At 31.3% G+C, this 15,744-nt stretch carries 12 protein-coding genes and 1 other RNA gene; 12 read left to right on the forward strand and 1 reads right to left on the reverse strand.

What is annotated here, in order from left to right:
• Positions 1–21 precede the first annotated feature (21 nt).
• From ACWJJ2_RS16755 to ACWJJ2_RS16775, 5 genes are all read left to right on the forward strand, one after another.
• Complete coding sequence (locus ACWJJ2_RS16755; RefSeq protein ID WP_462953577.1) at positions 22–1,377, forward strand: L-cysteine desulfidase family protein; 1,356 nt, start codon at positions 22–24, stop codon at positions 1,375–1,377.
• A gap of 106 nt (positions 1,378–1,483) precedes the next feature.
• Positions 1,484–1,673, forward strand: a non-coding RNA gene (gene ssrS, locus ACWJJ2_RS16760) — 6S RNA.
• 125 nt (positions 1,674–1,798) lie between these two features.
• Positions 1,799–2,602: a hypothetical protein gene (locus ACWJJ2_RS16765; protein WP_462953578.1), complete on the forward strand. Its 804-nt coding sequence runs from the start codon at positions 1,799–1,801 to the stop codon at positions 2,600–2,602.
• Positions 2,603–2,614: 12 nt separating this feature from the next.
• Positions 2,615–3,733, forward strand: a complete 1,119-nt coding sequence (locus ACWJJ2_RS16770) for an ATP-binding protein (protein WP_462954357.1) — start codon at positions 2,615–2,617, stop codon at positions 3,731–3,733.
• 8 nt (positions 3,734–3,741) lie between these two features.
• Positions 3,742–5,106 (forward strand): vWA domain-containing protein, encoded by a 1,365-nt coding sequence (locus tag ACWJJ2_RS16775; RefSeq protein ID WP_462953579.1) that lies wholly within the window; start codon positions 3,742–3,744, stop codon positions 5,104–5,106.
• Positions 5,107–5,196: 90 nt separating this feature from the next.
• Here ACWJJ2_RS16775 and ACWJJ2_RS16780 read toward each other — a convergent pair whose 3' ends face one another.
• Entirely contained in the window at positions 5,197–6,921 is a 1,725-nt protein-coding gene (locus ACWJJ2_RS16780) for an alpha-glycosidase (protein WP_462953580.1), read from the reverse strand.
• Positions 6,922–7,401: 480 nt separating this feature from the next.
• On the opposite strand from ACWJJ2_RS16780, the gene ACWJJ2_RS16785 reads away from it, so the two are divergent.
• The 7 genes from ACWJJ2_RS16785 (at position 7,402) to truA (ending at position 15,351) form a co-directional block, all read left to right on the forward strand.
• The gene (locus ACWJJ2_RS16785) at positions 7,402–8,670 is read left to right on the forward strand and encodes a sugar ABC transporter substrate-binding protein (protein ID WP_462953581.1); all 1,269 of its coding nucleotides are present in this window, start codon (positions 7,402–7,404) and stop codon (positions 8,668–8,670) included.
• 84 nt (positions 8,671–8,754) lie between these two features.
• Positions 8,755–10,041: a sugar ABC transporter permease gene (locus ACWJJ2_RS16790; RefSeq protein ID WP_462953582.1), complete on the forward strand. Its 1,287-nt coding sequence runs from the start codon at positions 8,755–8,757 to the stop codon at positions 10,039–10,041.
• Positions 10,041–10,901 carry a sugar ABC transporter permease gene (locus tag ACWJJ2_RS16795; protein ID WP_220320094.1) on the forward strand — a complete coding sequence of 287 codons (861 nt, stop codon included), beginning with the start codon at positions 10,041–10,043 and terminating at the stop codon, positions 10,899–10,901. The genes ACWJJ2_RS16790 and ACWJJ2_RS16795 overlap by 1 nt, the downstream gene beginning before the upstream one ends.
• Positions 10,902–11,044: 143 nt before the next feature.
• Positions 11,045–12,043 (forward strand): LacI family DNA-binding transcriptional regulator, encoded by a 999-nt coding sequence (locus ACWJJ2_RS16800; RefSeq protein WP_220286138.1) that lies wholly within the window; start codon positions 11,045–11,047, stop codon positions 12,041–12,043.
• A gap of 78 nt (positions 12,044–12,121) precedes the next feature.
• Complete coding sequence (locus ACWJJ2_RS16805) at positions 12,122–12,793, forward strand: helix-turn-helix domain-containing protein (RefSeq protein WP_220286137.1); 672 nt, start codon at positions 12,122–12,124, stop codon at positions 12,791–12,793.
• Positions 12,794–12,828: 35 nt separating this feature from the next.
• A complete protein-coding gene (locus tag ACWJJ2_RS16810; protein WP_220286136.1) occupies positions 12,829–14,511 on the forward strand; it encodes a glycoside hydrolase family 13 protein in 1,683 nt (560 codons plus the stop codon).
• A 102-nt stretch (positions 14,512–14,613) separates the two neighbouring features.
• The gene (gene truA / locus ACWJJ2_RS16815) at positions 14,614–15,351 is read left to right on the forward strand and encodes a tRNA pseudouridine(38-40) synthase TruA (RefSeq protein ID WP_216303931.1); all 738 of its coding nucleotides are present in this window, start codon (positions 14,614–14,616) and stop codon (positions 15,349–15,351) included.
• Positions 15,352–15,744: the final 393 nt, after the last annotated feature.

Genomic DNA, 15,744 nt, shown 5'->3' on the forward strand with positions numbered 1-15,744 from the left:
ATTCGTTGAGGGAGTGTTTTCATGAAATTAAGAAATCTTATAGTTCAAACACTTAAGGAAGAAGTTGTCCCTGCCATGGGATGTACTGAGCCAGTAGCTGTTGCTCTTGCATGTGCAAAGGCTAAAGAACTAATAACTTTTAATAATATAGTAAGTGCAGAAGTTTTTGTTAGTCCTAACATATATAAAAATGGATTGTCAGTTGGTATACCAAATACGCAGGAGGTTGGGCTTTCGATTGCAGCTTCACTGGGTTTTATTGGTGGAGAAAGTAAAAAGGATTTAAGGGTACTTGAAGGAATTAACAAAATGCAAGTTCAACTTGCAAAAGAGTTTTTATATAGTGGGAAATTAAGACTAGATATTAAAGATACTGGAGATAAAGTCTATGTAGAAGTAAATCTTGTAACAGATAAAGGTAATTGTAGTGTAATTATAAGCGGAAAACATAATAGATTTATTTATATTGAAAGATTAGGCGAAGTTCTAATAGATCTAACAAATGAGGATGAGAGTAGCAATAAGGGAAAGAATATTTTATATAATTTGAGAATAAGAGACATTATAAAAGAAATTGAGAAAATCCCTCATGAGGATATCGCATCTATGTTAGAAGGAATAGTGATGAATGAAAATATAGCCAAGGTAGGACTTAAAAAGAAAATGGGCATGGGAGTTGGGTTTAGTCTTAAGGAAAGCATAGAGAAAGGGATTCTGTCAGAAGACTTAATGACCTCTTCAATGATGCTCACAGCAGCAGCTAGTGATGCGAGAATGTCAGGGATGAATTTATCTGTTATGAGTAGTAGTGGAAGCGGAAACAATGGGCTTACGGCAATTTTGCCATTGGTTGCATATAAAAATAAATTTAATGTAAGTGATGATAGATTGGCTAAGGCAGTGGCAATAAGTCATATTACGAACAGCTATATAAAACATTATATAGGGAGATTATCAGCACTGTGTGCTTGTGGTGTTGCAGCTGGAACCGGGGCTGGCGTTGCTATAGCATGGTTAATGGGTGCTGGTTATGACCAAATAGATGGGGTTATAAAAAATACCATTGCAAACACCAGTGGGATGATATGTGATGGGGCAAAGGAAGGCTGTGCATTAAAGCTTTCAACTTCTGCATCAGTCGCTGTACAATCAGCAATTTTGGCTATAAATAATTCTATTATACCTGCAAGAAATGGGATTGTTGCAGAAACCGCAGAAGACACAATTAAAAATTTGGCAGTTTTATCCATAGACGGTATGAGTACAGCAGATGCTGTTATATTAAAGACCATGAAAAAAATGCAAAGAGAATATACTTCTGCAGAAGCAGATAAAAACTCAAAAGTGTATTTAAAAAAACAAGGCATTATTGCATAAAAAAAATTTTTAAAGAAATTATAAATTACTATTGAATTTTATTTATAATCTGATATAATAAATTTAATAAGAAATACTTAAACGTATTCATTGATTTTATAAGTTTGTATTTCTGAGGTATTCGTGAAGCTCTTATTTTCAACCTACAGTATTAATACGGGAGTTCGAGATCTAGGTGTGGATTTGGCCTATAAGACCAATATTTTAAGTGGCAAGGACTATTAAACATCTCTGAGGACACCCACCTATCGAAAAGATAGGTGTAAAAATTGGGGCAACGGTATTTTGGAATATAAAATATAAAATTTTAGATCGTTTATGAAAGAGATAGAAATATCTCTTTTTTTTATTTCCAAGAAATAATAAATTCATTTTTCATGTTATAATTAATTTAAATTAATAAGTATCGAGGTGCAATTTTATGATAGAAAATAAAGTCGTTGCGATGATAGAGAGTAATCCAATTGTTATAAGAAATATTGAAAATCCTAGTGATCAAATGAAGATAATGGCTATAAAGAAAGATGGGGTAATGCTACGTTATATAAGAAACCCTACAAAAGAAATGAAGGAGCTAGCAATAAGAAGTAATCCACGGTCAATTGAGTTTGTAGAAAATCCAAGTTATGATATGAAAAAATATGTTGTGTCAAAGCTATGGAATACTTTGGAATTTATTGAAAATCCCTGCGAAGAATTGATAAAAATAGGCATTGATCAAAAAGGCTATGCAATAAAATATGCAAAAGAACCAAGCAATTTATTGCAAAAACTAGCTATAGAAAAAGATTATGACTCTATAAAATATATAGACAACCCAAATGAAGAAATACAAATTTTGGCTATAAAAATAAATTATAATGCGTTAAGGTATATAAAAAATGCAACCTTAAATGCAGAAATTTTGGCTGTTTGCGAAAATGAAGCTGCAATAAAGTTCATTTCAAACATAGATGAAAATAAAAAAATGTCATTTTTAAAGCACAATGCCTTGGTAATGAAATATTTCATTAATGACCTACCAATGGATGCTACGGAGCTGGCTTTCAAAGATGTATTATCTAAAGAAACTATATCAGAAAAATACGTGAGAGATTTTATAAACTGCGATAGTATAAATGAAAAATATGGAAATATATCTATGGATAAAATAATTTTTATTTATAAATATGGTAGTAAAGTCTGCAAAAAAATAGCAGTTGATGAAAAACTGAATATGATGTAAGAAGGGTGAATGATGAATTTTAAAGATACAATGCAAAGTGTAGATCTTGTTATACAAACGGATGAAGTACCTTTAGTTATAGGTGAGAGTGGTATAGGAAAAACTGCCTTAGCGAAGACACTTTCAAAAATTAAAGGCTGGAGCCTAGTTATTATAGATGGAAACCTTTTGAAAGAAGGAGAAATAGGTGGTCTTCCAACAGTTGAGGATTATAGATTTAAAGATGATAGAGGAAAGACTGTTAGTAAGAAAAATACTGTTTACGCGGTTCACACAAAGCTACAAGAAATAGATAATTTGATATCTAGCGGTAAAGAGGTATTTTTATTTATTGATGAAATAAATCGTTGTGAACATACGGTGCAGCAGGAGCTTATGAATCTTATACTAAATAGGGAGATAAATGGGTACAAGCTAAATGAAAAAGTTAAAATATTAGCTGCAATGAATCCTTCTAGTAAATACGGGGAAGATTTTGATTATCAAGTAGTTGATATGGATGCAGCGCAAGAAAATAGATTTGTTTTGCTACAAATGGAATGTGATTCATTAGCTTGGATTTCATGGGCTATTGAGAATAAAATAGAGCAAAAGGTTATAGAATTTATATCTACTTTCCCAGAATATTTACTTAATAACCAAAAGGATGAGCAAATAAGAGCAACCCCTAGAAGTTATGAACGGGTTTCTAAAAGCTATAGGATTTACAAGGAAAATAAAGAGACAATCCATAAAAGAATATTTTTAAATATATTAAAAGGGAATTTAGGCAATAGAATAGCTCATGAGTTTATGGCATTTTCACAGGAAGATAATAAACCTCTAATTTCTTATGAGGAGGTATTTAATGGCACGCAATTACAACAAGATGTAATTGCAAAGGTGAAAGAGGAAAGTCATACTAGATTATATTTGATTGCAAATAATATCTTATGTATCTTAGATAAGAAAGAAAATTTAAATAGTGATATACAAAGACTTGTAGAATTCCTAGAGATTTACCCTGTGGACCTAGGGGTAGGAATTATGCAGGATATTAAAGAAAGTCATAATAGTGTTTATAAATTATGTTTGGAAAATGAGGATTTCGTTGAAATGTATTTTAAGGCCTACAATGAAATAAAAGGCTAGGTGAAATTATGGTGAAAAACTTTGAAAGTCTTAAAAATGAGCTTTATGATGAAATTTCTAATGTGAAAAGCATTGAAGAAATGCCAAAGGATTTTGTGGAAAACTTTTTGAAGCTTGTGCAAAAGGTTAATTTTATGCTCATAGAAGATAACGAAAACTTTTATGGGTATTTTCTGCTTCAAATGTCTAGGGAGATAAAATATGACATAACCTCGCCCACGGCTGTAAACTTTAAATTATCTAGGTACGTTATTTATTTTAATCCCTATATCTTTTTAAATCTTACACCGAGGCAGATGATGGGCTCTATTAAACACGAGATTTATCACATATTATCCTCCCATTTGAATCGTGCAAGGAGTCTTAAAACAAAATATAGTACCCTTTCTATTAATATGGCAATGGATATAGTAGTGAACCAGTATATAGATTATTTGCCGCCCTATGCCACGACAATAGACAGTATAAATTTTAAGTATAGTTTAAAGATGCAACATTATATGACTATGGAGTATTATGCGCATACAATTCAAGAAGCCTTAAATCTATTAGAACAAGAAGATGAGAGAGAAAAAGATGACTCTAAGGATAAGCACATAGAAAAAGAATTTAATGCATCTAAAACTCATGATTTATGGGAAGAATCTATAGAGACAGATGAGGAGACCCTTAAAGATTTTACGCGAAAATTTGCGAAACTTGCAGAAAAGGGCAAGGTTCCTCTTTATTTAGAGGGAATTCTCAAAGGATTAAAAGCGAGTAAAGGTGAAATTCCTTGGAATTTATATCTGAAAAAAATAATGGGAACCTTAGAAAGTGATAAAAAAAAGACTGTGTCAAGAAGGAGCAGACGTCAACCTAATAGATTAGATTTAAGGGGAGAACTAAGAGGGCATACAGCTAAAATTACCTTGGCTATAGATATAAGCGGTAGCATAAGTGATGAGGAGTTTCATGGAGCAATAAAGGAAGTTTTTAATATTGTAAAAACTTATAAGCATGAAATAACCTTGATTGAATGTGATTCGCAAATAAGGCAGGTATATAAGGCTAAGTCTATTAATAGTATAAGAAAGCGTTGTAGTTCGCGCGGTGGTACAAAATTTACACCGGTAGTTAAGTATGTAAATAATACGGATACCAATATACTAATATATTTTACAGATGGAAAGGGTGAAGAAAAACTGGATGTAATGCCAAAAGGGTATAAAATTTTGTGGGTTATATCAGGACGCACCGATAAACTTTCATTAAAGGAGCCTCTTGGAATTGTGAAAAAACTAAAACCTGTAGAGATAAAAGAGGATACTTCGGAGAGGTTAGATGTAATGGTTGATGGTTTTTCTATGAATCATCATGAACCAATATATTAGGATCTTTTTTCTTATATTATGCTATAACGAAAAGTATATATTAAAAAAGGGGCACGCCTTTTATCAATGACTGCCCCGCTTTCTTATTTCCTATAATTTTAATATTTTGAATTCCATAGGGTCTAATATTAATCCATTGTTTAATTTTGTTTCCTGTGATGTGAAAATATCTATAGCGGTGTTATCTAAAGATAGCTTAACATTATACTCTTCATCACTATTGTTAATAGCAATTAATAGAGAGTCACCTTCATAACTTCTTTCAAAAACTAATACATTGTCCTTGCAATAGAGTTTTTTGTAGCCACCATAAATTAAAGCACTATTATTTTTCCGAAGAGATATCATAGTCTTATAGTGGTTAAATAATTCTATATTTTGTTTTTCTACATCCCAAATCATACATTTTCTGCACTGAGGATCCTCACCACCATTAAGACCTATTTCATCTCCATAATAAATATATGGAACTCCTTGGTAGCAAAATTGGAAGGCGATTGCAAGCTTCATTCTGTCTACATTATCCTCACATTCAGTTAAAAATCTCTTAGTATCATGACTACCCATTAGATTCCAGAGTTGCCTTGTGATGCTACTCATATAAAGAGTTCTATTAGAAGATAATATATTGTCAAATTCTTCTGCAGCTATGCTTCTATTAGCGAAAAAATCAACTAAAGCAGATTTAAAAGGATAGTTCATTATACTGTCCAGTTGATCTCCTTTTAAGAAGGAGTTTGCTTCATGCATTATTTCACCAACAATAACCGCATCTTTATTAGCTGCTTTAACTACTTTACTAAAAGCTCTCCAAAAATCATGGTCAACTTCATCGCAAACATCCAGTCTCCAACCATCAATTCCTATTTCTTTTACCCAATATTCTCCCACCTTTAATAAATACTCTCTTACTTCACTATTATGAGTATTTAATTTCGGCATTGTGCTTACGTCATCAGCAAAAGTATAGTAGTTCACAGTATCAGTACTAACTGGGTAACTGTCGATAAAATACCAGTCCTTATACTTTGAAGCTTCTTGTTTGTCTAGTAAATCCTCAAAGGCAAAGAAGTCACTTCCTGAATGATTGAATACAGCATCAAAAATAATTTTCATTCCTTTTTCATGACATTTTTTTATTAACTCTTTTGCTGTGTCTAAGGTCCCAAACTGAGGGTCTATGCCATAATAATCTGCTGTATTATATTTGTGGTTTGAAGTGGATTTAAATATTGGAGTTAAGTAAACTAAATTAACGCCTAATTCCTCTAGATAGTCTAACTTATCAATAACTCCCTTAATAGTTCCACCAAACATAGATTCAGTGTTTACTACACTGCCCCATTTCGAAGTATTCTCTTGGTCGTTACGTTTATCTCCATTATAAAAACGATCGGGAAAAATTTGATATACAACTGATTCTTGTAACCAAGGAGCTTCTTCATATAAATCGCCCTCTGCCAAATAGGCAAATTGAAAAGCTGTGATTTCTTTTAGATCTGGTGTCTTATCTCTAAAGCCTCTTTCATCAAAACATATTATATTATTATCCCAATCAATTAGCTCAAAGTAATATCTATATCTGTTTCTCTCAACGGATACTTCTGTTTCAAAATAATCAAATAAATCAGCTTGAGCTGTAATTTTCATTTCTTTAACATCATATGGATCATCCCAGTTATATCTATCTTTATAATATAAATTGCACTTTTTAACATCATCTTTTGCTGTTCTTAAACGCAGCACTAGAGTGTTTAAATCTCTGCCATAGGCATAGGGTGTTTCAGTAATATGATATATTGCATGCTTATTCATTTTAATCTACCTCACTTTTATGTTTATTCTAGGCATATGAAAAAAGTAAATAGTGGAAGTTGTCATGGATATTTCCTGTATGCCCTAGTATATTTATGGGTGCAATTATATCATAAGCATTTAGTGATGATTGTATATACTTAATAAAATATGTATATACACTATGTTAATTTATTTGTATTTATTGAATTGTAATATAAAATTGTGCATTTGCTTATACGTTTGTACAAAATTTCCTTAGAATATTGTTGTAATAAAGTAAAGCAGTATTGTTATTGAGAGAATCTAAACTAGAGATTATAAGGGCTCAAAGTGATTTTGAAATTGATTTCATAATAATATTACATAGTATTTTACTATAGTTAATTAAACAAAATTTGGTAAAAAGATTATTTGACAGTTCTGAAAATTCGGTTTACAATAAAAATATGCAAACGCTTGCAGAGATGTTATAAAAATACTATTTTGGGGGGATTAAATATGAAAAGGAAAGTATTAAGTCTATTATTAGCTTTATCATGCACTGTATCGTTAGCAGCATGTGGTACTAAAAAAGTAGCAGTAGAAGCAACAGCAGCTAAAGAAGGAGTTGCAACTGAAGTGAAACCTGAATCAGGAGCTAAACTAGTAGTTTGGACGGCTAAAGGCGTTGAAACAGATTATATGAAACTTATTGGTACTGAGTTTGAAAAGAAATACGGAGTAAAAGTTACATATGAAGAAGTTGGATCTGTTGATACTAAAGCCAAAATGGCTACAGATGGACCAGCTGGAGTAGGGGCGGATGTATTTGATGCACCACATGATCACACTGGAGAACTTGTATCATCAGGTTTAGTTTTAGAAAATAACCTATTTGCAGAAAGAGTTAAGAAGGACTATTTAAAATCAGCCTTAGATGCAGTATCATATGAGGGTAAAGTTTACGGATATCCAACAGCAGTAGATACTTACGGATTATTTTACAATAAAGATGTATTCAAAACAGCACCAAAAACTTATGAAGAGATAATCGCAAAAGCCAAAACATTTAACAATGCAAAAACAAACAAATATGCATTTATGTGGGATATTGGAAATGCTTACTTCTCTCATAGTTTTATAGCAGGAAGCGGCGGTTATATTTTTAAAAATGGAACTGATAAAACAGACGTAGGTATTGATTCAGCTGGAGCAATTGACGGAGCAAAATGTCTAATGGATTTGAAAAAAGTTTTACCAATTAATGCAGCAGATTCAACTAATACAATTGCGGAAGGTTTATTTGATGAAGGAAAAATAGGAGCTATGATAGATGGACCATGGGCAGTATCAGGTAGAGAAAAGGCTGGTGTTAATTTTGGTGTAGCACCATTACCTAAATTAACTAATGGAAAGCAACAATCAAGTTTATCAGGAATAAGAACATTATTTGTTAGTTCTTATTCAAAATATCCAATAGCAGCTCAAATGTTCGCTAGTTTAGCAACATCTGATGAAATGTTATTAAAAAGATATGAATTGACTAAACAAATACCACCAGTAACAAAACTAATGGGAAACGCTAAAATTAAAGATGATCCAATGGTTGCACCATTTTTAGATCAAATAAAATATTCTGTACCAATGCCATCAATTCCTCAAATAGGACTTGTTTGGACTCCATACGGAGCAGCATTTTCATCAATGTGGAACGATGGAGTTGCTCCTGAAAAAGCACTTAAAACTGCAGCTAAAACTGTGAGAGACGCAATAGCTGCTCAAAAATAATTAGTTGTAAATAGAAGTTAGTCATTTGCTATATAGCAAATGACTAATTTAAAATAAAATTCTATCTGATTTAGGAGGTATGAAATGAAAAAATCAAAAAAAGCAACTCTTTTCTCTGTGCTCTTTATGGGTCTAGGACAAATATATAACAAAGAAATATTCAAAGGAATTATGCTTGCAATTATAGAAATAGTAGCATTATTTAATATAAGATATTTTTCAACATCAATAAAGGGACTAATTTCACTAGGAGATTCTGGTGTGAAATTTGTGAATGGGAAAGCAACAGGAGATCATTCTATTTTCTTAATGATTGAAGGTCTTATAGCTGTTATAATTTTATTTCTTGTAATTTCAGTATACATACTTAATATCTATGATGCAAAACGAGGACGCGAAAGTATAGAAAAAGGTAATAAACCACTAAATACAAAAGAATTCTTAAGTTATGTGTGGAAAAAATATTTTCCTCATATCATGATAACACCTGGATTCTTGTTTACTGCATTTTTTATTGTGCTTCCTATTATGTTCACTGTAGCAGTTGCCTTTACTAACTATTCAAGTCCTAATCATTTGCCACCAAGGAACTTAGTTGACTGGGTTGGACTTGATAACTTTAAACAATTAGTAAATTTAAAAATGTGGAATAATACTTTTCTAAAAGTAGGAATTTGGACACTTATATTTGCTGTAGTAAGCACTACTTGTAACTTTTTTGTTGGATTATTATTAGCACTAATAACTAATGCTAAGGGAATAAGATTCAAAAAGTTTTTTAGAACAATTTTTCTTTTGCCTTATGCTATACCAGCATTTATATCCTTACTTATAATGAGATTAGCATTTAGTGGACCAGGTCCAGTAAATAATATGTTAGCTTCCTTTGGAATGGGAAAAATACCTTTTTTTACAGATCCGACTATTGCGAAAATAATGATTTTAATAATAACGGTTTGGTTAGGATCACCTTATTTTATGGCACTTATGTCAGGAATACTTACTAATATAGACAAGTCTTTATATGAAGCTTCTGAGATTGATGGCGCAACTAAGTGGCAACAGTTTTATAAAATAACATTGCCACTAGTGCTTTTTCAAACCATGCCACTATTAACAATGAGTTTTGCTTTTAATTTTAATAACTTTGGGATGATTTATTTGTTAACAGACGGTAATCCAGTTAATGGAAGTTTGCAATATGCAGGAGATACTGATATCTTAATTTCATGGATCTATAAGATGACAAAGGATCAGAATCAATACCATATGGCATCTGTAATTACCATTATATTATTTATTTTTGTTGCAAGTATTTCAGCATATAGCTTTAGTAAAACCAAAGCCTTCAAAGAGGAGGACATGATGTAATGAATAAAAAAATAGTAAAAAATAAAAAGGTAAATTTATCCGATGTAATTCAAAAAATAATTATATATGCTATATTGGTGCTATTATGTATAGTAATATTGACACCGGTAATTTGGATTGTTTTATCCTCATTCAATAGTGGTACAAGCTTATTTAGTTCATCTATAATTCCTAAAAATCCAACATTAATCCACTATAAAGAGTTGTTTACACAAACTGATTTTCCGAAATGGTATATGAATACATTTAAAATTGCTATAATTAATATGGTTTTGTCAGTTATACTAACAACACTTTCTGCTTATGCATTTTCTAGATTTAAATTTAAGGGTAGAAAACAAGGGCTTATGGCAATGATGATTTTACAAATGTTCCCCGGTTTCTTAGCTATGACTGCTGTATTTATTCTAATAAGTAAGTTAGGATTATTAAACAGTCATTGGGGTTTAATTCTTGTGTATGCAGGTGGGCAAATACCATATAATACATGGTTATGTAAAGGCTTTTTCGATGGTATTCCAAGAAGCTTAGATGAAGCTGCAAAAATAGATGGGGCTTCAAATATGACTATTTTCGTAAAGGTAATATTACCTTTGGCAAGGCCTATAATTACATTAGTTGCACTTACAAACTTTATGGGACCTTGGTTTGATTTTATATTTCCTCAAATAATATTAAAAAGCAGTGAGAAGAAAACACTTGCGATGGGATTATTTGAATGGGTTCAAAAACAACAAAACACCCAATTTACAATGTTCGCTGCAGGTGCAATTTTAGTTGCTATTCCAATTACATTGCTGTTTGTATATTTACAAAAGCACATTGTAGAAGGACTAGCATCTGGTGCTACTAAAGGTTAGTTTTATAATTAGACATCATCTAGAATAACATACTAATTAGTTATTTTAGATGATGTCTAAAACTTTAACGACATTTCAGAAATCAAGTTTTATTATAATATAACTCGTATAAATATTTTTAGAAAGTAGGAAGTGAAGTTTTCATGTCGATAACTATAAGGGAAGTAGCAAAGCTAGCAAATGTATCACCCTCAACAGTTTCAAGAGTTATTGCGGATAATTCTACAATTAGTGATGCAACAAAGAAAAAAGTTTATAAAGTAATGAAAGAAATCAATTATCACCCTAATGCAATAGCTAGGAGCTTAGTTAGTAAAACAACCAAAACTATAGGACTTATTTTACCTAGCACTGATGAAGATTTATTTTCTAATCCATTTTTCATTCAAATTATGAGGGGAATAAGCCATTATGCTCAAAAAAAGGGATATTATATTATGTATGCTTACAGTAGTAATGAGGATCAAGAAGTAAAGTATATAACAAGTTTAATAAATAGTGGAAGAGTTGACGGAATTATTTTGCCATTTGTAAAAAAGGATGACAAATGCATCACTTATTTAAAAAAGGTAGATTATCCTTTCGTAGTAATAGGAAAACCAGAAGATACAGAAGGACTTTTATGGGTTGATAATGATAACTTTCACGCCATGTATAGTGTTGTTAATTATCTTATACAAAAGGGTGAGAGAAAAATTGCATTTATAGGAGGACCGGCTACACTTAATGTAACTATAAATAGGTTAGAAGGTTACAAGAAATCCATGGAAAACATTGGGATGAAAATAGATGAAAATATGGTACAAGTAGCAGAGTTTACAGAAAGTAGTGGTTATGATGCTATGAAAAGAATTTTAGAAAAATCCAGCCCTACAGCTGTTGTCACCACTGACGATTTAATTGCCTTTGGTGCATCAAAAGCAATAAGCGAAATGTCCAAAACCCATATTTCAATAGTTGGGTTTAATAACACACCATTAACTGCATACAGAGAGCCTACACTTTCTTCAGTTGATATTAATTCTGAAGAATTAGGTTATTTTGCAGTTAAGCTATTAATAAATAAATTGGAAGATGAGAAAGAATATATAACCAATTATATTATTGATACAAAATTAGTTGAGAGAGAGTCAACTAAATAACTCAAGGTGGTAAATCTCCTTCGGAAGTCTTTAATATTGCAGCACCGCAGGTGATTATTAAAATAAAGAGGTGAAAATATGCTGGAGACCTTTGAATCAGATATTTATATTTTTAATAATGATATATCATTTTTCATCGAATCAAAAAATATACCAAAAGTATTAAGCACCCTAAAAGAAAAACATCTACAGGAAAAAGAAAATGGACAGTCCGCTCGCAATAAAAAAAATGATTTAATTATTTGGAATGCTATATACACAAAGGAAATTATAAAAAATGGCGTATCAAAAAGTGCGCTGCATCCTCTATATAATAATTTCTATGATAAAGTCCAAGGTATTACTGATTTAATTGAGTTACAAGCTTTAGAAATAAGCATGGTCACAGCATATTTTAATATTTTAATAAATGATATTGAAGTCACTGATAATTTTATGATTAATAAAATGCTTCAATACATACATATTAATATTGAAAATCACTCTTCGCTTGATAAGTTAGCTAGAGATTTAAACATTTCAGTGGGTTATGCAAGCGATTGCTTTAAAAAGAAGATGGGTATTTCAGTAATGAAATATGTGCAAGAAATAAAAATAGACAGGGCAAAAAATCTACTGCTCAGTACAGATGAAAGCATTTTATATATTGGGATTTTATTGGGGTTTTATGACCAAAGCCATTTCAGTAGAACTTTCAAAGTTATAGTGGGGGTTTCTCCAACCGTGTATAGAAATAGCAATTACGCATAAGTCTTAAAACTAAAAAATTGAAGAGGGGGATAACCATGGATAAAAAATGGTGGAAGGAAGCAGTGGCATATCAGGCATATGTTAGAAGTTTTAAGGATTCAGATGGTGATGGAATAGGTGACTTAAAAGGGATAATAGAAAAACTAGATTATTTGAAAGACTTAGGAGTAGGCATATTGTATTTAAATCCTATAAATAAATCACCTAATGACGATAATGGATATGATATCAGTGACTTTAGAGACATAATGGATGAATTTGGGACGCTTGCAGATTTTCATGAGTTAGTTAAAGAACTTCATTCTAGAAAAATGAAGTTAGTGATGGATTTGGTAATAAATCACACTTCTGATGAGCATCCTTGGTTTCAAATGAGTAGAAAGAGCAAAGATAATGCTTATAGAGATTATTACATTTGGAATAAAGGTACAAAGGGTAACCCTCCAAATAATTGGGGGTCTTTTTTTGGAGGCAGCGCTTGGGAATATGACGAGATATCAGAAGAATATTATCTTCATATTTTCTCTAAGAAACAACCAGATTTAAATTGGGAAAATGAAAAATTAAGAGAAGAAATAAAGAACATGATAAAGTACTGGATGGAAAAAGGGGTAGATGGATTTAGAATGGATGCTATTAATCATCTCGGAAAAGATCATTCCTTTCCAGATGGAATAATAGAAGAAGGTCATGTATATGGTGATTTTATAAAATATGTACAAAATCTACCTGAAGTTCATGATTATTTAAAAGAATTAAGAAAAGAGGTATTTAACACTGGGTATCATGTAGTAATTGGTGAGACGGGTGGAGTAAACTATAAAAATGCCTATGTTTATACAGGAAAAGATAAAGGTGAATTAGACTTTACCTTCCATTTTGATATGCATAGTGTGGGTAGAGGGGAAACTGATTGGGAAAGGAAACCTATAAACTTAATAAAAGATATAAAGGAAAATATGAGTGGATGGCAAGGAAGGCCTGAAGAAGAAGGTTGGTGCCCCTTGTTTTACTCGAACCATGACACTACGAGAACTATATCAAGACTAGGAGAAGAGAAGAATTATTTAAAAGAATCTGCAAAAATGTTAGCTTGTCTTCAATTAACTCAAAAGGGAACTCCTTTTATTTATTATGGAGATGAAATAGGAATGACCAATGCTTGGGACTTTAAATTACAAGATTATAGAGATGTGGCTGTTTTTAATAAACACAAAGATTTAGTTAAGGGCGGGTTAGTGAGTGAAGAAAACTATCTAAAGGGACTACGCTATATGTCGCGGGATAACTCAAGAACACCAATGCAGTGGAATAATAGTGAAAATGCAGGGTTTACTACTGGCACACCCTGGATAAAAGTTAATTCAAATTATAGAAAAATTAATGTGGATGAACAAATAGAAGACTCAAATTCAATACTAAATTATTATAAAAAATTGATAGCTTTAAGAAAAAACAAGGCTGTATTGGTATATGGAAGCTTTGAGGAAATTAATAGAGAAGATGAGGAAATATATGCATATCTAAGACAATTAGAGGGGGAGATGATCTTAATCATAGTTAATTTCTTTGGAAATGAACCAATATTTGAGTTTCCAAAGCATATCCATTATGAAAAGGCTAAACTATTGCTATCAAATTATGTGGTGGAAGGTTATGCCGCTAGTGTGAATATAAAATTAAGACCTTATGAAACTAGGGTATATGAAATTAAATAATGATAAATATATTAGCTTTATTTTAATAGAAAAGCTATAATTAAAATGTTCATTGGGTAAAATTAAAACATGAATAATCAAAAAAGTTAAAGGCGGATATATATGAGAAATTTAAAAATGATATTAGAATATGATGGAAGTAGATATAAAGGATGGCAAAAACAATCAGATAACGATTTAACGGTTCAAGGTAAACTAGAAGGTGCATTATCTAAAATGGCAGGAGAACCTATAGAGGTTACAGGCTGCGTGCGAACTGATGTAGGTGTACATGCTGAAAATTATATGGCAAACTTTCATACTAATTGTGAGTTAAGCATAGATGAGATGAGAGAATGTTTATATGAATTTTTACCAGAGGACATAGTAGTGAAATCCATGGTGGATGCAAGTGAAAAATTTCATGCAGGGTATAATATAAAATCAATTACTTATGTGTATAAAATAAATAATAATGAACTAAGAAATGTATTTAATAGAAAATATGTTTATCACTCTGAGATGAATCTTAATTTAGAAGAAATGAGAATTACGGCAGAGTCTTTAGTTGGATCTCATGATTTTAAGTATTTAGCGACAGTATCTACAAATACTAAATCAACTACTAAGACTATCAATTATATAAATATAACAGAAAAAGAAGGCATTATTGAAATAGAAATTAATGCAGATGAATTCTTATGGAATATGGTAAGAATTATTATAGGAAGCCTTTTAGAAGTGGGTAAAGGAAAAATTAAGGCAATGGATATAGAAAAATTACTAAATGAAGAAACAGCATCAGAGTATATACCGATGGCAAAAGCAAAAGGATTATCTCTAAGAAATGTTGAATATTAAATAAAAGTATGCGAGTTTTCCTTCCAGGAAGTCTCACGAGAATTTTATATTAGCAAAACAAGAATTTCTAAATGGAAATTCAATGTTTTTTCGTTTCTTGTTGCAAAGCACTCAGTGCAAGGTTACTTCGGAGAAATATTATGTTATTTAACAGAACCAACTCCTATGAAGATATAGGTTCAGCGTTAGAAGTATTAATGAACTGCCCCCTGTCTACTTGACAGGGGGCAGTTCACTTTTTTTTAATGTCTACTCTATAGGATACATTATATTATTTCAGAGGGGTCTTTATTTTGGCTCAATACAAGACTTATTTGCAGAAATAAAGAAGCAAGGTGTAGATATAACAAATCGAAATGGTGTAGATTGCAATATAAAATGTCCGAAATTTTC

The sequence above is a fragment of the Clostridium sp. CM039 genome, from assembly GCF_055081075.1.